At 41.0% G+C, this 18,019-nt stretch carries 15 protein-coding genes; 7 read left to right on the top strand and 8 right to left on the bottom strand.

Features of this window, described 5'->3' with window-relative positions:
- Nucleotides 1-64: 64 nt before the first annotated feature.
- Genes ACYH0L_RS16680 through ACYH0L_RS16670 form a run of 3 tightly spaced genes read right to left on the bottom strand, consistent with a single transcriptional unit; the run spans nucleotide 65 to nucleotide 3,765 of the window.
- A complete protein-coding gene (locus ACYH0L_RS16680; protein ID WP_099726449.1) occupies nucleotides 65-1,207 on the bottom strand; it encodes a Ger(x)C family spore germination protein in 1,143 nt (380 codons plus the stop codon).
- Entirely contained in the window at nucleotides 1,197-2,294 is a 1,098-nt protein-coding gene (locus tag ACYH0L_RS16675; RefSeq protein WP_230030641.1) for a GerAB/ArcD/ProY family transporter, read from the bottom strand. The genes ACYH0L_RS16680 and ACYH0L_RS16675 overlap by 11 nt, the downstream gene beginning before the upstream one ends.
- A complete protein-coding gene (locus ACYH0L_RS16670) occupies nucleotides 2,284-3,765 on the bottom strand; it encodes a spore germination protein (protein ID WP_099726447.1) in 1,482 nt (493 codons plus the stop codon). Before ACYH0L_RS16670 ends, ACYH0L_RS16675 begins: the two co-directional genes overlap by 11 nt.
- A 748-nt stretch (nucleotides 3,766-4,513) precedes the next feature.
- Here ACYH0L_RS16670 and pgsB point away from each other — a divergent pair.
- The 5 genes from pgsB to ACYH0L_RS16645 all read left to right on the top strand — a co-directional run bounded on the left by pgsB (nucleotide 4,514) and on the right by ACYH0L_RS16645 (nucleotide 8,844).
- Complete coding sequence (gene pgsB, locus ACYH0L_RS16665) at nucleotides 4,514-5,695, top strand: poly-gamma-glutamate synthase PgsB (RefSeq protein ID WP_099726446.1); 1,182 nt, start codon at nucleotides 4,514-4,516, stop codon at nucleotides 5,693-5,695.
- A gap of 15 nt (nucleotides 5,696-5,710) precedes the next feature.
- On the top strand, nucleotides 5,711-6,160 hold the full coding sequence (pgsC, locus tag ACYH0L_RS16660) for a poly-gamma-glutamate biosynthesis protein PgsC (RefSeq protein WP_012011488.1): 450 nt from the start codon (nucleotides 5,711-5,713) through the stop codon (nucleotides 6,158-6,160).
- An 18-nt stretch (nucleotides 6,161-6,178) separates the two neighbouring features.
- Nucleotides 6,179-7,345: a CapA family protein gene (locus tag ACYH0L_RS16655; protein WP_099726445.1), complete on the top strand. Its 1,167-nt coding sequence runs from the start codon at nucleotides 6,179-6,181 to the stop codon at nucleotides 7,343-7,345.
- Nucleotides 7,342-7,512, top strand: coding sequence for an extrachromosomal elements maintenance protein EdmS (gene edmS, locus ACYH0L_RS16650; RefSeq protein WP_099726444.1), 171 nt, complete (start codon nucleotides 7,342-7,344; stop codon nucleotides 7,510-7,512). The genes ACYH0L_RS16655 and edmS overlap by 4 nt, the downstream gene beginning before the upstream one ends.
- Nucleotides 7,513-7,620: 108 nt before the next feature.
- Entirely contained in the window at nucleotides 7,621-8,844 is a 1,224-nt protein-coding gene (locus tag ACYH0L_RS16645; RefSeq protein ID WP_482354170.1) for a C40 family peptidase, read from the top strand.
- Between the two features lie 56 nt (nucleotides 8,845-8,900).
- On the opposite strand, the gene ACYH0L_RS16640 is transcribed toward ACYH0L_RS16645, so the two are convergent.
- Both ACYH0L_RS16640 and ACYH0L_RS16635 read right to left on the bottom strand, forming a co-directional pair.
- Nucleotides 8,901-9,782 carry a Cof-type HAD-IIB family hydrolase gene (locus ACYH0L_RS16640; RefSeq protein WP_482354169.1) on the bottom strand — a complete coding sequence of 294 codons (882 nt, stop codon included), beginning with the start codon at nucleotides 9,780-9,782 and terminating at the stop codon, nucleotides 8,901-8,903.
- Between the two features lie 173 nt (nucleotides 9,783-9,955).
- Nucleotides 9,956-10,921: an LCP family protein gene (locus ACYH0L_RS16635; protein WP_099726441.1), complete on the bottom strand. Its 966-nt coding sequence runs from the start codon at nucleotides 10,919-10,921 to the stop codon at nucleotides 9,956-9,958.
- Between the two features lie 271 nt (nucleotides 10,922-11,192).
- Here ACYH0L_RS16635 and ACYH0L_RS16630 point away from each other — a divergent pair, with 271 nt between their 5' ends.
- Complete coding sequence (locus ACYH0L_RS16630) at nucleotides 11,193-12,557, top strand: sugar porter family MFS transporter (RefSeq protein ID WP_482354168.1); 1,365 nt, start codon at nucleotides 11,193-11,195, stop codon at nucleotides 12,555-12,557.
- Between the two features lie 292 nt (nucleotides 12,558-12,849).
- A complete protein-coding gene (locus ACYH0L_RS16625; protein WP_249705621.1) occupies nucleotides 12,850-14,247 on the top strand; it encodes a bifunctional glycosyltransferase family 2 protein/class I SAM-dependent methyltransferase in 1,398 nt (465 codons plus the stop codon).
- 14 nt (nucleotides 14,248-14,261) lie between these two features.
- Here the strand turns inward: ACYH0L_RS16625 and ACYH0L_RS16620 are convergent, their stop codons facing one another.
- The 3 genes from ACYH0L_RS16620 to ACYH0L_RS16610 are packed head-to-tail and all read right to left on the bottom strand — an operon-like array spanning nucleotide 14,262 to nucleotide 17,974.
- Nucleotides 14,262-15,407, bottom strand: a complete 1,146-nt coding sequence (locus ACYH0L_RS16620) for a Ger(x)C family spore germination protein (RefSeq protein ID WP_249705620.1) — start codon at nucleotides 15,405-15,407, stop codon at nucleotides 14,262-14,264.
- Nucleotides 15,404-16,504: a GerAB/ArcD/ProY family transporter gene (locus tag ACYH0L_RS16615; protein ID WP_249705619.1), complete on the bottom strand. Its 1,101-nt coding sequence runs from the start codon at nucleotides 16,502-16,504 to the stop codon at nucleotides 15,404-15,406. Before ACYH0L_RS16615 ends, ACYH0L_RS16620 begins: the two co-directional genes overlap by 4 nt.
- Before the next feature lie 3 nt (nucleotides 16,505-16,507).
- Nucleotides 16,508-17,974: a spore germination protein gene (locus tag ACYH0L_RS16610; RefSeq protein WP_230030647.1), complete on the bottom strand. Its 1,467-nt coding sequence runs from the start codon at nucleotides 17,972-17,974 to the stop codon at nucleotides 16,508-16,510.
- Nucleotides 17,975-18,019: the final 45 nt, after the last annotated feature.

The raw sequence follows: 18,019 nt of genomic DNA, 5'->3' as shown, positions 1-18,019 counted from the left end.
AAAGTATCGAAATGACAATCTTAAAAAAATAAAAAAAGAAAAGAAAGATGACTTCTTCCTTTTCTTAGCTAGTAATACCTGTTTTTTTAATATTCACTTTGATTTTTGGAATAATTTTCACCTTTGGATAATCGGTTACCCAGTTCATTTTCATATACTCATCATAATGTCTTACTCGATATTTTCTGCCAAGGCTTAGGACATCAGAATTTGCTTCTTGCAGCGCAGCAACGACTTTTTCGGCTTCTTTTGTCAAAATGGCTGAAAGTCTTTTGTTGAGCATTTCAATGTTCTTATCTGTATCTAGGTTATCTTTCGGATACTCGAGCACAGATGTCGTGAATTCATAATTGAGAGAGAATGTTAAGTCTCGGTGATCAGGATTGACAATCTTGATGTCTCTCTTTGAGTCTGTTACTTGAATGGTGATGTAATTGCTCTCTTTTGATTTCATGTCACTTCTGACTTTTTTTGTGAAGGTTGCATAGCTCCCCATTTTCCCGTCCATCACGGTGAGCAGAATCGCATCTTGACCGTACAGTTCGCCTTTCTTTTTTTCATTATCAAATAGGGCTACACCTTTTACACTAATTAACTGCTTTGATTGATCGAAGTGAAGTAACGGCAGTGTGAAATCCTCTCCCGTTTGCAGCATTTTGGACCGGACATTTTGAATGTTTTTAGGTGCTACTAGGGAGGACTGTGATGCGGTAGTGATTAAGTTGTTTAAATAGTCGCTCACAATAAGTTTTTCCTTGAGCAGCTGGTTGATCAATTCCACACAGCTTCCCCCTTGAACCACAGCAAGGTTTGCGAGTAAAGGGCTTTTGGGATCTCGATAAAACATATCTAAATAGGGAAGAAGGCGATTTTGAGCAAATTCATCGCCGATCAGCATGACCCGCATTTTCGATATATCAATTTTTTGGTCGACAATCCGGCTAAAGTTGGTCCTTGCTTTTCTTAAAGTCGGTGCTTCAGTTGTAAGAACAGTGGTTGAATAGTTGCCTGTATTTCCTTGCTCCATACTTTGAGACTGCTGCACCTTTCGATAGGTAATTGAGAATTTCGCATTGTCTTCTTCTCCTTGATCGACAGCTGAAGTTAAGACAAGAGAGATGTTTTTTAACAAATTCTGATCCCAGCAGCCAGGCATGAATATAAGAGAAATACACATAAGCAGCGTCAGTATGTACTTATGACGCATGTGATTTCACCTTCCCTTTGCGATGTTTGATCAAGATGGTGATGGCCATAATGATCGGAAGTGTATAAATAACTGAATATTGAGAAAAAGTCGTAAAGTCATTAAAGCGCTGAATTCTAAAATTATCTTCTGCAAGAAAACAGCTAGCGACATAGATCAAAATGGCAAAATAATAGACATATTTTTTATGCCCTTTTTTCTTCAAAATGCTGGATACGCCATTTGCACAAAAGTAGAGATAATTGCTGAGGGTGGCAAGAATGTTAAACACCCAAAAGCTGAGAAAAATTAAGTCTGTCCTCTCAATCACACCGAATGAAATGGTCTTTAATAAATAAAGAACAGGGTTGGGAATGACATTAAGCTCAATTGGGCTGAAAAACATAAAACAAATCAATGTAATAAATAGGTAATAAAGCGTTGTGCATATATTAGAAATGGTCATGACCTTATAACGTTCCTTGGTGGTACCCTTCATAAATGGAGAGATGATAAGAATCATCTCGAATCCATTCATGGACAGCACAACGTCCTTCAATCCAATTTGAAATTGAGAAAAATCTGTTTGGAAAAAAGGCATGAGGTAGTCGATATTCGTTCCTTTTAATGCATAAATCATCAATAGAGACAGCATGAGCAAAAAGGGAGTCAAAATAAAGTTAAACCTGACAATTGCTGTGAGTTTTTCCTTTGCGATGTAGATAATGGATATCATCAGCAAAAAATCAATGACCCAATTTGGCGTAAGCGGCAGCACCCATATTCCAAGAATTCTTGTGAAAATCGATAGAACAACAATGCAGACTGAGGCAAAGTATACCGTATAGAGTACGATCAAGGTCCGGCCGATCCATTTTCCAAACACGTTGATTAACGTTTGGAAAAACGATGTGTCAGGATATTTATGAATAATGTAAATAAAAATGGTGTTGATGATTTGGATGAATAATCCGGCTAGAATAATCGTCATCCACCCATCGTGACCCATGTCTTTCATGAGCAAATGGGGGAGGGCTAAAATACCGACACCAATTTGAGATTGGATGATAAAAAAGACAGCTTGAGGTGGAGATATTTTATTGTTCATTTTTCTTTTTCCACCCTCTCAAATTTTCAATTTGCTCTTTCTTTTGCGGATTTAAATAAACAGGGCGCATTTTGTACATCCACATCGGTAATCGAATGATCGTGTCCTTTAAGTCCTGCCAGTTAAATGGAGCAACTGGTGATAAGTAAGGTACTCCTAGCGATTCCAAGCGGCATAAGTTCATGAGGACAATAGACAGTCCAAATGAAATACCGATAAAACCGAACATCGATGCCATGAACATGAGCGGGAAACGCAGCATTCGAATGGTTAACGTCATTTCAAAGGATGGAAGGACAAAAGAAGCGACGGCTGTCACTGCAACCACAATAACAAGGACATTCGAAATGAGTCCTGCTTTTACAACGGCATCCCCAATGACCAAACCGCCTACAATTCCAATCGTCTGACCAATTGGTTTTGGCAGACGCACCCCTGCCTCGCGTATGAGTTCAATGGTGATCTCCATTAGCATCGCTTCTATCAAAGGAGGAAATGGGATACCGATAATTGAATTTTTCATCGTAATGGCTAATTCATCTGGGACGACCTCATAATGAAAGCCAATGACAGCAATATAAAAAGATGGCAAAATGACTGCGATGATACAGGCAAGATAGCGGAGAACACGGATAAACGTAGCCGGAATCCAGCGGCTATTATAATCATCAGGTGATTGAAAGAAGCTAAAGAAGGTGACAGGAAGAATGATGGCCATCGGACTGCCATCCATCATCACCACAATTCGCCCTTCAAGGATTGCAGATCTCACCTTATCAGGGCGCTCTGTATCAATCAGCTGCGGGAAAATAGAAAATGAATCATCCTCAATCGCCTCAACAATAGAGCCAGGACTTAGCAGCGTGTCTACTTTAATAGAAGAAATCCGTTTGTTTACCTCTTCTATCTTTTCTTGATTAGCGATATCAGATATATAAACAGTCGCAAGCTTTGTTTCAGATTTTGTACCAATCTTATGATATTGGATAGCCAGTTTTCGATCATTTAAGTGTGAACGCAGCAAATATAAATTCGTATCTAAACTTTCGACAAATCCATCATGTGCGCCCGCAATAATACTTTCAGAAGAAGGCTCAGAAATAGAGCGCAGCGGCGGCTGTCCAACAGCAAACAATTTCATCTGCGAGGAATTTTCATCAAGAAAGGCAATGCTTCCTGCAATAATACTGTCAGTGATCAGTGTCAAATCACCTGTTTCAAGTGCACTAAGAGACTTTGTATAGTCCTGCTTCCCGGGAGGGCCTAACAAGTTGCCGATAATGAAATCGTTCAGTTTGCCTTCATCAATTCTCGTTTTAATAAAGAACAGGACTGATTTTGTTTCATTCACCATTAACTCCCGGTATTCAAAATCGCCGCTTTGCTGAAATGTTTTCTTCAGGATCCGAATTTTCTCCTCAAAGCTGCCTGATAAAAAGTGCAAGCGTGTTTGTTCATTGGTGTTTGGCATCTTTAGCCTCCTCTCACATTATTTTTTAACCTTAGTGTAAGCGGAGAAGCTGATTTTATTCGTCACCTTTGGGGAATGCATGACATGAGCCGACAACTTTCAACTAAAATCATATTAAAAATGTTAAGAAATGATGAATCTTGATAAAAACAAATGAATATTGTTTCATTGTTTAGGTCATAAGGAGTGAATATCGTAAAGAGAAGGTATAACGAAATGATCAAACTTTGACATCTTATCCCAATTTTTCGTGACCCAAAAATAAGCATATGACTTGATTTTTTGAGAGGTGACCTTTGTCATAGGTCAACGTATAGCATTCTGACCGTTGAGGATGACTTTCTAACCTGTTCATTCAAAAAGATAAAACATTCCAAAACACGCACTATTCATTTAAAGCACTGATATGACTGATTTTGTAGGGATGAGAGGGTTTTAAAACATTGATTCAAAATACATCTTAATAATTGTCAAAAAATTTAGGGAGAAAAGGACAAAAGATTTTTCGATGATTGATGGTAACGCTTTCTCTTGAATGAAGCAGAAATTCAGTCTGAATTTTGTCCGTCTTTTGTCCTTTTTATTTGAGGGAGTGCTAGGCATTTACACCTTAGGATTAGAGGAATTTGGCATACGAGGAAGTGAAAGATTATGTTACATAATACCGATTGTGATTTTATGCTGAACAGATATACTGTTGATTGAATTTACATATCACACTCATAAAAAAAGGAGATGTAGATAATCGATGTGGTTAATCGTTATAGCCTGCGTCATCATGTTAGGGATTGGCTTTATTGAAAAGAAGCGTCATCAGAAAAATATCGATGCCCTGCCGGTGCGTGTCAATATTAATGGTATTCGCGGAAAGTCCACCGTTACAAGATTGACAACCGGTATCTTAATGGAGGCAGGTTATAAAACTGTCGGCAAAACAACGGGAACGGATGCAAGAATGATTTATTGGGATACGCCAGAAGAGAAACCGATTAAAAGGAAACCGCAAGGACCGAATATCGGAGAGCAGAAGGAAGTTATGAGAGAAACAGTTGAAAGAGGAGCAAATGCCATCGTCAGTGAATGTATGGCGGTAAATCCAGATTACCAAATTATCTTTCAGGAAGAGCTGCTTCAAGCGAATATTGGCGTGATCGTAAACGTTCTTGAAGATCATATGGATGTAATGGGGCCAACTCTTGATGAAATAGCAGAAGCCTTTACAGCCACAATTCCTTACAATGGACACTTGGTTATTACGGATAGTGAATATACGGATTTCTTTAAAGAGATTGCGAAAAAACGCAACACGGAAGTCATTGTTGCAGATAATTCCAAGATTACCGATGAGTATTTACGGAAATTTGAGTACATGGTTTTCCCGGATAATGCTTCGCTGGCACTTGGTGTCGCTCAAGCATTAGGGATTGATGAAGATACGGCATTCAGAGGAATGTTAAATGCGCCGCCTGATCCAGGAGCGATGAGAATTCTTCCATTAATGGATGCAAAAACACCTGGACACTTTGTAAATGGATTTGCGGCAAATGACGCATCATCTACATTGAACATTTGGAAGCGTGTGAAAGAAATTGGATATCCAACAGATGAACCGATTATTATCATGAACTGCCGTGCGGATCGTGTAGATAGAACGATCCAGTTTGCGGAGGATGTACTTCCTTATATTGAAGCAAGTGATCTTGTTTTAATTGGTGAAACAACAGATCCAATCGTGAAGGCATATGAGGATGGAAAAATTCCGGCTGACCACTTACACAACCTTGAATATCAATCTACAGAAGAAATTATGAACATGCTTGAGAAGAAGCTTCATAATCGAGTGGTTTATGGAGTCGGTAATATTCATGGCGCCGCTGAACCGTTAATCGAAAAAATTCAAGAATACAAAATTAAGCAGCTTGTCAGCTAGGAGGAAATATAGAAAATGTTCGGATCAGATCTTTATATCTCGTTAATTTTAGGTGTTCTACTTAGTTTAATCTTTGCAGAAAAAACAGGAATTGTACCAGCTGGGCTAGTTGTTCCAGGTTATCTTGCGCTTGTATTTAACCAGCCAGTCTTCATTTTAGTCGTCTTATCTGTCAGCTTGCTTACGTATGTCATCGTTCGCTTTGGTCTATCAAAATTTATGATTTTATACGGACGCAGAAAGTTTGCTGCGATGCTGATTACAGGGATTGCCTTAAAGCTCGTATTTGATTTCTTCTATCCAGTGGTCCCATTTGAAATAGCAGAATTTCGCGGAATCGGGATCATCGTACCTGGTTTGATTGCAAATACGATTCAAAAGCAAGGTCTTACGATTACCCTTGGAAGCACGCTGCTTCTAAGTGGTGCAACATTTGCCATCATGTATGTTTACTATCTATTTTAAGATAAGGTGTGTCCAATCATGAATAAAAAATTGAGCTTTCAGGAAAAGCTGCTGAAAATCACAAAGAATCAAAAGAAAAAGACGAATAAACATGTACTGATTGCTTTACCGATCGTCATTGCTTGTACATTTCTATTTACATTTATCGGGAAAGCGCAAGTGCCAACTGTAGAAAAGAATCCAGAAAACATCCTGACCGCTTCGTTTGTCGGTGACATTATGTTTGGAAGAAATGTAGAGAAAGTGACCGATCGCTACGGGAAACAGCATCTCTTTCGCTATGCCAAACCATATTTTGATGTGTCAGATTATGTAACAGGTAACTTTGAGCATCCAGTTGCATCAGATCAGGAACAGGCGGCGCAAAAGAATATTCATTTGAAAACGGATGAAGATTCTGTCCAAGCATTGAAGGATTTGAATTTCTCTGTATTAAACTTTGCAAATAACCATGCGGCAGATTTTGGTGAAAAAGGTCTGAACAACACGATCAATGCCTTTGAAAAAGCTGACATGGATTACACCGGAGCAGGTCGTAACCTCCAAGATGCGAAGCAGAACATCTCTTATAAAGAAGTGAACGGTGTCAAAATCGCTACACTCGGTTTTACAGATGTGTATGGGAAAAATTTTAAAGCAACGAATCGCAAAGCAGGTATTCTGCCAGCCGATCCATCTATTTTTATTCCGATGATTTCTCAGGCTTCTGAAAAGGCAGATATCGTCGTTGTTCATGCTCACTGGGGTCAGGAGTACAACAATGAAGTAAACGATAGACAAAGAGAATTAGCAAGAGCGATGTCGAAGGCTGGTGCTGATATCATCATCGGTGCACACCCGCACGTCCTTGAGCCAATGGAGGTCTACAATGGAACGGCGATCTTCTATAGCCTGGGGAACTTTATTTTTGACCAAGGCTGGTCTAGAACACGTGATTCTGCCCTTGTTCAATATCATCTGAATGAAGATGGAAAAGCGACATTTGAAGTTGTCCCAATGTATATCAAAGAAGCAACGCCTGCTCCAGTAAAGGCAGGATCTCTTGAGTCGAAATCCATTATTCGTATGCTGACCAATGGCACGAATGCGGATTGGAAAGAAAAAGACGGACACATTTTCTTTGAAGTCAATCATGCTGATAAAGTTCAAACATTAAAAGAAAACGGAGGAAAAGATAAGAAATGAGATTCCTAAAAGCAAGCTGGCCGTTTGTTGCGTTAATTTTAGTATTTGTCTTTATGTCTGCTTTTAAATTTAGTGACAGTCTGACAGATCATGAGAAGCAAAAGATCTCAGTTGAAATGCAGAAGATCGAGCAGCAAAAGCAGTCGAAAGCGGAAGCGAATAAATAGAGTTATGGTGAATAGAAGGGGCACGCCTTGCGTGCTCTTTTTTGTCGAAAAAAGGTGTAAAATGAAAGGTGTCATGCCGAAACTATAGAAGAAAGGAGGGAAAAGATCATGAAATGGAAAGGAATGTTGATTGGAGGCTGTGCGCTCGTAGGGCTGATGTTCATGTCCCAATCAGAGGTGTCTGCTCAAACAAAGTCTCCTTTGGAGCAAGCGGAAAAGCTGATTGGAACACCTTATCATAAAGGGGGAACCGATCCAAAAACGGGCTTTGATGCATCTGGGTTTATTCAATATGTATACAAGACATCAGGCACATTTGATTTGCCGCGGAAGGTCATCGATCAATATCAGATTGGAGAAAAGGTATCATGGGAAAAAGCCAAACCCGGAGACCTCGTGTATTTCCGTAGTCCAGAGGAAACAAAAAAGATCCCGACACATGTGGCTTTGTACGCTGGAAACCATCAAGTAATCCACATCACACTTAGTCAAGGTGTGGTGAAAACAGATGTCAGCCAAAGCAAATATTGGACAGACCGATTTTATGCGGTCAAACGGCTGCCTGTTTCTCAAGAAATCTCTGATGATCTTGTTGTGAAAGATGCGATGAAATATTTAGGTGTCCCTTATGTGTTTGGTGCAGCAGATCCAAAGGTTGGCTTTGATTGTTCAGGTTTTTTACAATATTTATTTGAAAAATCACTTGGCATTTATTTGCCTAGAAGTGCTGAACAGCAATGGATGGTCGGAGAAAAAGTAGCACTAGACGATATTCGTCCTGGCGACTTTGTCTTTTTTAGCAACACATATAAACCCGGAATTTCTCATGTAGGGATGTACATTGGGGGCGATCGTTTTATTCATGCGAGCCGTTCTGAAAGTGTGACGATTTCTTATTTGTCCGAATCGTATTGGCGCGAGAAATGGACAGGTGCGAAACGATTAACTGAGCTGAAACTAGTGAAAGAAGACCCAATCGTATCAAAAGCTGCTACGTATATTGGGGAAGTCCCTTATGTCAAAGGCGGTACGAACCCAGAGAAAGGGTTTGATACAGCAGGATTCACACAGTATGTATATCAAAAAGTGCTTGGCATTGAGCTTCCGCGCTATGCGTCAGGACAAGTCAAGGCAGGCACGCCTGTAAAACGTTCGGAGCTTAAGCCAGGAGATCTTGTCTTCTTCAAAGGGACTTCATTGATGCCGGCCATTTATGCAGGATCAAATCAAGTCATTCATGTGACCGTCTCAAATGGTGTTGTCATTACCAATATGAAAACAAGTACGTACTGGAAGGATAAATATGAGACGGCTGTTAGAATTAAAAAATAAAGAAAAAGCCCGATCAACACTTGGATCGGACTTCTGGACTTCTCACTAGGCGCTGATTAGACAAGCGTCTTTTTTTCTTGGAATTGATTCTGTAAAAGCAGATCAATAAAATAGGCGACGCCATCTTCATGGTTGCCTTTTGTGACGTATGTGCTCTTTTCTTTAATGACGTCCACCGCATTCCCCATCGCAATCCGGTGACCTGCTTCCTCGAACATGGATAGATCATTAGGGCTGTCACCGATCGCATAAATATTGGAGCGGTCTACGCCATAATGGGCTGCGAGTTTTTTAAGGGCATGTCCTTTCCCTGACTCTTTTGGCAGCACCTCAATGATATGTTTTCCAGACGAGGTCAATGAGAGCTCAGGCATCTCGGCAAGAAGATCTCGTGCTTCCTGAAGCTTGTTCATATCAAATGAGAAGCACAGTAATTTATAGGTCGCTTCATTCGACTCAAAAATCTGGCGGATATCATCCACTGATTTGATGCCAAATTGTTTAAATTGGGTCATTGCCCCTTCCCATAAATCAGCTACATCCTCATTTGGATTTGCGCTTTTGATCACATCAAATTCTGCTTTCAGCTTCTCTTTTCCATCAAATGGGGAGAGGAGGGCATCGTCAGTATATACCTCGAAGTAAATGTTCCGTTCCACTAATGCCTTTGCCGCACGTTTCCCAGCTTCTTGATCAAGTGTGATTCGGCTGAAGAGCTTGTATCCTTCGGTATGGACGGTCCCGCCGTTTGCCGCAATAATTGGAATGTCCAAATCGCCAAGAAGGTTCTTCACATCAAAAGTCGCCCGCCCTGTGCAGATGGTGACAATATAGCCAGCTTCCTTCGCACGAATCAATGCCTGCCGGTTTTGAGCGGAAATTTCACTTTTTGTATTCAAGAGTGTGCCGTCTAAATCAATCGCAATCATTTTTTTCATCGCTGTCAAATCCTCCTTCATTCATGCAATAGCCTCTTAAAAGTATGTACGATTTCCTTCATTCTCATGAAAGAGTGAGGAGATTTGATTCCTCTCTATATCAAGGCTAAACAAAAATGTCCAAATGATCAATGGTGAGATGAGAAAAAGCGCCCCACAGGGACGCTTTCTGTTTAAGATAATTCAAGCTGCTTCTTCAATTCAGTTTTTACTTCGTTTAGTTGATTTTGATCCAATTGGAAGTAATAGACGCCGTTTGGCTGATAGTCTGAACCTTTTAGCTGAATCGTATCAACAGATTTTAATGAAGTCAGAAGCGGGAAAAGACCGACTAATTCTTTCATAGAAAGGGTCGTTGAGACATTATCACCAAGTGTATCAATGATATTGTCATATGACGGAATAGACGTTAATGATTTTGATTTATCAAAAATGGCTTTTAAAACTTCCATTTGACGCTGTCCGCGCATTAAATCACTATCTGCTTTTCTCGTTCTCACATATGCGAGAGCTTGATCGCCGTCTAGTGTATGAGTTCCTGTTTGAAGCACAACCTTGCCTTTTGTATCTTTTTGAATTTGTTTGACAAGATATTCGTCCTTAATGTTAATAGAAACGCCGTTTAGTTCATTCACAATTTCCTCAAATGCTTTGAAATTACTTTGAATGACAAAGTCGACCGGAATATCTAGTAAATCTTCAACTGTACTCACCGTTAAATCTGCACCGCCAAATGCGTGTGCGTGAGTAATTTTGTCATAACCATGACCTGGAATATTGACGTATGAGTCCCTTGGAATGCTTAATAATTTAACGGTTTTATTAGTGCGGTTAATCGTCGCCAAGACCATTGCATCGCTTCGTGCCTGTTTAACTGTTTCGCCTGGTCTGCTGTCAATTCCGAGCAGCAAAACAGAAAAACTGTCTTTTCCTGGATCAAATGCTTCAATCCGTTTGACAGATTGTGCGCCTCGATCTAGAGACACTTGTGCTTTTTTGGCAGCATTTGTCACTTTATAGTAGGCATAGCCTGTGACAGAAGCGGTTGTCAGTAAAAGAATACCGAATATAAAAAGAGTGACTTTCACCCATGGTTTTAAACGCTTTTTTCCTTTGCGTTTGCTTCGTGATTGATCCATATATTTTAAACCCTCGCCTATGATTTTTATAGTAAAGATGTTCTTTCTTATGCTTACAAACTAAAACAAATATACCTTAAAACGGGATATAGTGCGACATTTTTTCGCCAACGCTTAATTGACGTTTCCTTATCGTAAAAAGTTTCATTGATACGAAAATGAAATATATTTGTCATAAAACATCGAAATGTTTGAAATGACAGGAAGTGAGGAAAATGATTTTTTATTAGAGAAACATCCAGTAAACACAGACAAAAGAGGGGTTATGTTGATGAAAAATCGGAATGGATGGCTTTATTTCTTTGGCGCACTTGGCGGCGCCTTATATGGCTATGATACAGGTGTCATCTCTGGCGCCATCTTATTTATGAAAAAGGATTTAGGTTTAAACACGGTTACAGAGGGGCTTGTCGTCAGCTCGATTTTAATCGGAGCGATGTTTGGTTCCACTCTTTCTGGAAAACTGACAGACCAATTTGGGCGGAAAAAAGCAATCGTCGCCGCAGCTATTTTGTTTATTATCGGCGGATTTGGAACAGCCTTTGCCCCAAATACGGAAGTGATGGTCTTATTTCGAATCGTATTAGGGCTTGCTGTAGGCTGCTCGACGACGATTGTTCCATTATATTTATCTGAACTTGCTCCAAAGGAATCAAGGGGGGCACTGTCCTCTTTAAACCAGCTCATGATCACATTTGGTATTCTTCTCGCCTATATTGTGAACTACGTTTTAGCAGATGCGGAGGCATGGCGTCTGATGCTTGGAATTGCAGTGGCTCCTTCTGCCCTTCTATTATTTGGTATTTTGTTTATGCCAGAAAGTCCTCGCTGGCTGTTTGTCCATGGACAGGCTGACCGAGCGAAGGCGATATTATCAAAACTTAGACAGAGTAAGGAAGAAGTCGAAGAAGAAATTTTAGATATTCAAAAGGCGGAAAGTGAAGAGAAAGGCGGTCTTAAGGAATTATTTGAGCCGTGGGTTCGCCCAGCATTGATCGCTGGTGTCGGTTTAGCTTTTTTACAGCAGTTTATCGGTACCAATACGATTATTTATTATGCACCAAAAACATTCACAAGTGTCGGCTTTGGTGATTCAGCGGCGATTTTAGGAACCGTAGGAATTGGCGCAGTGAATGTGATCATGACGTTTGTGGCGATCAAAATGATTGACCGTGTAGGACGGAAAGCGTTACTCCTATTTGGGAATGCTGGAATGGTCCTCAGTTTAATTGTTCTGTCAGTGGTGAATCGATTTTTTGAGGGGTCAACAGCCGCAGGATGGACAACGATTATTTGTTTAGGACTCTTCATCGTGATCTTTGCCGTCAGCTGGGGTCCAGTCGTATGGGTGATGCTTCCAGAGCTGTTCCCAGTACATGTTCGGGGTATTGGCACAGGTGTATCTACATTCCTTCTTCATACAGGGAATTTGATCATCTCGCTAACGTTCCCAGCTTTATTAAGTGCGATGGGCATCAGCAATCTCTTCCTCATTTATGCAGTCATCGGCGTAGGTGCCTTCTTATTTGTGAAATACTTAGTGACAGAAACGAAAGGGAAAAGCCTTGAAGAAATTGAAGAGGATTTAAAAAAGAGAAACCGTGCCGTCGTAAGTGACGAAGGGGAAACGGTGTGAAAAAAGACCAGCTGCCTTATGCAGCTGGTTCAGCGTGTAGACAAACCCTCGCATTCGGTGTCAGTCCTGCGTGCCGGTGCTCATGAATGTCACATTCACTCCGCTCTGGTACTCGTCCTTCCTAGACTTCAAAGGTTTTCTATCACGCTGAAAAGAAGACAAAGGGCTAAAATAAAGTTCATTTTAGCCCTTTGTTAAACAAACGTTTAATCAAGAAAGGAAAAACGCTCATCTTCTGAACGTGCTGCATATGACATACATATGGAACAGGCGGGCGAAAGGTGGAAATAAGATGAAAGGAAAAACGAGCATTGTCATGCTGACGTACAACGAACTGCATTTAACCAAAAAATGTATCGACAGTATCAAGCAGCATACTCGAAGTGGCCAATATGAACTTATCATCGTCGATAATGCATCAACAGACGGCACGAAGGAATATGTGAGAGAGTTGGAAGATGTTATTTTCATTGAAAACGAGAAGAACCAAGGTTTTGCAAAGGGGTGTAATCAAGGAGCGAAAAAAGCGACAGGAGATAGCATTCTCTTTTTAAATAATGACACGATGGTGACTGAAAACTGGCTTTCTCCATTAAAAGAGGCGCTATTTGCATCAGATCGTATTGGAATGGTGGGACCTGTCTCCAATTATGTGAGTGGTCCTCAGATGGTCCAGCCATCGTATACAGATGTGAAGGAGCTCCCAGCCTTCGCTAAGGAATATACAGCTGCTAGAAAAGGTCAGAGGACGTACGTGCATAGACTTGTGGGTTTTTGTCTGCTGGTGAAACAAGAGCTGATCGAGGATGTGGGGTTATTTGATGAACGGTTTGTGTACGGATCATTTGAGGATGACGATCTTTGTTTGCGTTCATTGCTGAAGGGATATCAACTGCAAATTGTCCATGATTCATTTGTGCATCATCACGGTCATGCAACCTTCCGTGCGAATCAAGAAACGAACATCTCTACACTGTTTGCAGAGAACAGGCTTCGGTTTTTAGATAAATGGGGCATTGATTTAAACCTGATCACCCCTCATCCATATTTTACGGCACTGCTGCCTCAAGAGGCTAAATATGTGCTGGATGTTGGGTGCGGCGCAGGGGCAACTGGTCTTGAGCTCATCAATAGTCAGTCTGTTGACATGTACGGGGTAGAGGCCGATGCTTTAAAAGCAGAGATTGCCAAGGCGTATTACCAAGAAGTCATCGAGGCCAAAGCGGATGAGTACCCGTGGTCAGAGAAGGAAGCCTTTTTTGATGCGGTCATCTTTTCTGATGTATTAGAGCATGTGTCAGATCCATGGAAAATCATTACACAAGCGCACACGTCTTTAAAGCCAGGTGGCGTCATCATTTGCTGCTTGCCTAACATGATGCATGCGGAGGTGCTCCTTCCATTAATGACAGGGGATTTTACGTATCAAGAGGTAGGGATTTTAGATCGAACGCATATGAGATTCTTCACACCAAAAACGATGCATGCACTATTTCCAGACCATTTGTTTGACCCTGTGATAGAACAACAAATCAATGTACAGGTTGATCAAAACGTCCAATTGTTTTTTGACGAAGTGGCGAGAGTAGGAGAGTCACTTGGATTTCAAACAAAAGCTTTATCTGATCAAGTGACACTATATCAGCTTCTGATTGTGGCACGTAAAAAAGGCGGCGCCCCTTCAGGCTAACCGCCTTTTTGCTGTTACCATTTAAAGCTTTTCGTTCCGCCTTCTGCACCGAAGTTCAAAATGCTGACATTTACATCATATTGGATATCAGCTTCTTGGAATAGCGTGTCCCATTCGTCACGATGCTTCTCCCAAAAGTCAGGATACTTGATGCGCACCTGACGACTTAAAAAGATCGGATCAACACCCACTTCGGTCTGCATGTGGCGGACGGCTTTATGAATCCGCCCCTTGATTTTTTGGGAAAAAATGCGCTCATAACGCTTGATGTACTGTTCATCGAATGAGTTTTCAGAAGGATATTGATCTTCAGATAGTTTACCATTTGTTTTTACACTGACTTTAAAGGAAATCTTTCCATCCTTTAAATAAGGTTCGACCTTGGAAGCGGCTTTCTTGATTTCAAATGTAATGGGATAGCCTTTGTAGGTTGCAGGAACAACTCCGCCTGAGATACGATTCATCATCCAATTTAAAGCTTGAACATCATTTGCTGGAATAAACCCTATGAGTTTTCGTGTTTTTCCATGAATGATACCTGCTCCATCATAGATAAGCTCGTCGTTAATGGCATCCACACTTTGAACAAGAAAGCTTACGCCCATCTGAAAGTAATCGGACGCTCTCCCAATACGTGTTGGAAGTAAAATTTTTCCGTTATAGTCCCGGTTTTTTGAGGTTTCAAAGATGTGCTCAACCGGTGCTTTTTGCTGCGAATTTATTTTTTGATTGATTACCTTTGAAGCATTATCCCGTGTCACTAAGAGATAGCTGCTTCTTCGAACCTCGTCATCTCGTATAAAGTGATTGAGTGTCCCTTGAATATCGTGATGCTCTGCCTGACTTTTGCCGAACAAAAAGATTTTGAGATGATCACTGTAGATCGGCTGGTTCTTCAAAGCGACACGACTGACAGCCTCAAGCACATTTTCCCCCTTCGATACGACATTGACATAGCCGGTTGAAGTGGCTTCTTGTGTTCCCCCCATATTTGGCACAAGGTTTTGGTAGGTGAGCTTCACGCCTTGATCATCTGTTTCATCGATGCCAACGCCGCGCACAAACGTTAATGTCTCAATGTCCTTTATGTCCCAGCACCCTGCAGTTAGAAGAAAAAGAAGGCAGGACAAGCAGGATAAAAGTAAACGCCTTCGTCTCATGCAGAACGACCTCCCCATTTTTTACGTATCGCCAGCAGCATAAATGTGATAAAAGGAATGGCTAAAATGATGAACAGAGCGTAGCCGAGTAAAGTGGAAAAATAAAAGACTTCATTAATATTTTTTGGAAAAAGAGATAGGGCAGAGGTTAAGAAAAACAACAGCCATAGCAACCTCGTTAAATTGGTCTTCTTAAAGACTGTGTGACACCCTTTAATGGCAAATTGGAAAAAGCCCAGCATGCAAATAAACTGCTGGCATGTCCATATCGTCAGTAAGAAAATATCAAAGCGTTCAATGAACACCCCTTCAAGTTCTAGCGCTTGAATGAGTGAGACGGTGGGCCATGTGAGTGACATCGTTTCTCCAACAGTCATGGAGCCAATCACAACAAAGAGCGTGAGGGAGTACACAAGTGATGTAATTCCGACCCCGATGGCTGCGGCCCATTTTGCTTTCGACCATTTGTCTTTATAAATGAGCGGTACGACAAACAAAATCACTTCAAAGCCTGTAAATTGAATGAAGGTTTGAGAGAAAATTTTACCGAAATCTTCAAATCCGTGCGCCATGACGGGCCGCAAATAATCAAAATTAAATATTTTCAGGCTAAACAGCATCAGCCCAATATAAATAACCATCGTAATAGGGTAAACATACGTCACTATCTTCACCAATGGAAAGATACCGCTTTTTAAATGATAGATCGCTACAAGTAGAAAAATCATCACAATCACGGCCATAGGGGTCGATTGAAGAAGGAAAAACTGAACCACTTCGCCGAGTACACGCGCCTCAAAACCAACAATGGCTAGTAAATAAGCAATCATGATTAAATTAAAGAACGTGCCGAAGAAGGCACCGGCGCCTTTTGTATTAGAATCAAAGATCGTATCCGGTGCATTCTTTTCGGCAATCCAGCCTAATAAAAAAGCAACGAAAGCAAAGATGACTCCCTGTATTAATACAATGATCCAGCCATCAGGGAATCCTGAATTGGCAGAACTGCGAGGAATGGTTAAAATTCCAGCGCCTATCATTGTAGAACTGCACAGAATGGTGACTTGTAACAATGATAGCTTATCAGCTCTGTACATTGCTTACTCCCCTTGTCTTTTGATATTTTTTGTCTTGGCGGTTTTCGGTCTTGATTTAAATAGTCCTATAGGCAAACGAACGTACGTATCCTTTAAATCTGAATATGGTGAAGACAAAATAGGTGTAAAATAATCAAAACCAAAGGTCTTCAATTGCATGAGATGACAAAGCACGAATAAATAACACATGATTAAGCCGTACAAACCCAAAATAGCAGAGCTGAAAATCGCCATAAACCGAAGGATTCGTAACGGGAAGCTAAAGTCATATGATGGCGCTGTGAAATCAGCCAATGCAGTTAGTGAAACAATAATGACCATTAAGGCACTGACGATATTCGCTTGTACAGCCGCCTGACCAATAATCACGCCGCCAATCAATCCAATTGTTTGCCCAATCGCTCGAGGAAGACGAAGTCCAGCTTCTCGCAGCAGTTCAATCGTAAAAGACATGAGAATGGCTTCAACCACAGGAGGAAACGGGACATTTTGCCTACTACCTGCGATGGTGAGTGCCATCTGTGTCGGTAATAAACCGGGGTGATAGGAGACAAGGGCGATGTAGAGCCCGGGTAAAAAAATCGTTAACAGTACGGCGACATAACGGAGTAGGCGTAAAAGAGTCGCGCTTGTCCATCTTTGATAATAATCCTCTGGTGATTGCATTAAGGCTGTAAGTGTCATAGGCAGAATAAGAGCAAAAGGTGTGCCGTCAAGCAAAATGGAAACCTTGCCTTCAAGCACAGATGCGATCACCCGATCAGGGCGTTCCGTGTTTTGAATCTGTGGAAAAATGGAAATGTGACTGTCCTCAATCAGCTGTTCAATATAGCCGGTTTCAGGGATATCATCCATTTTGATTTGTTTTATGCGTGATAGAACATCTTCTACTAGTTTTGGATCAGCAATATCACGAACGTACACGAGAGCGGCAGTTTTCTTATTACGAGTGCCTACATTCACCTTTTGAATGACAAGATTAGGATCGTTTGCCCTCTCGCGTAGTAAAGCGGTATTTTTTTCAAGGTTCTCAATAAATCCAATCCGTGGTCCTCTTACAAGTACTTCAGATTGCGGCTCCTCTACTTCTCTAAATTGAAAAAGGTTCGTATGAAGCGCAAGAGCTTGCGTCGCCCCATCTACAAATAAAATAGCCCTGCCGCTATATAACTGCTCGATGGCAAGGTTCATATCTTCCAGCACATCATTTTGAATGCCAAAGAACTTCTTAGACAGGGAAGGAAGTGTGGTGTGATCGACTTCGGTGATGTCCAGTTCCTTTTGCATAGGTGAAATGATTTGTTTGGAAAGCATCTCAAATTCTGTGAGTCCCTCAACGTACACGAGACATGCAGAGACAGCAGAAGGACCAAATGAAAAAGAGTGGAACACGATATCATCACTTTGCCCGGCAAAGCTTTTGACGCGCTTGATGACGGACTGTATATCTTGTTCAATACGACTTTTCATAATACCTCACCACCCTCATGTCATGTTTTTTATAGAGTGACTCGG

The sequence above is a fragment of the Bacillus sp. MC1252 genome (assembly GCF_056838025.1).
The sequence above is the reverse complement of the archived record's forward strand: the minus strand, read 5'-3'. Positions and strand labels throughout refer to the sequence as shown.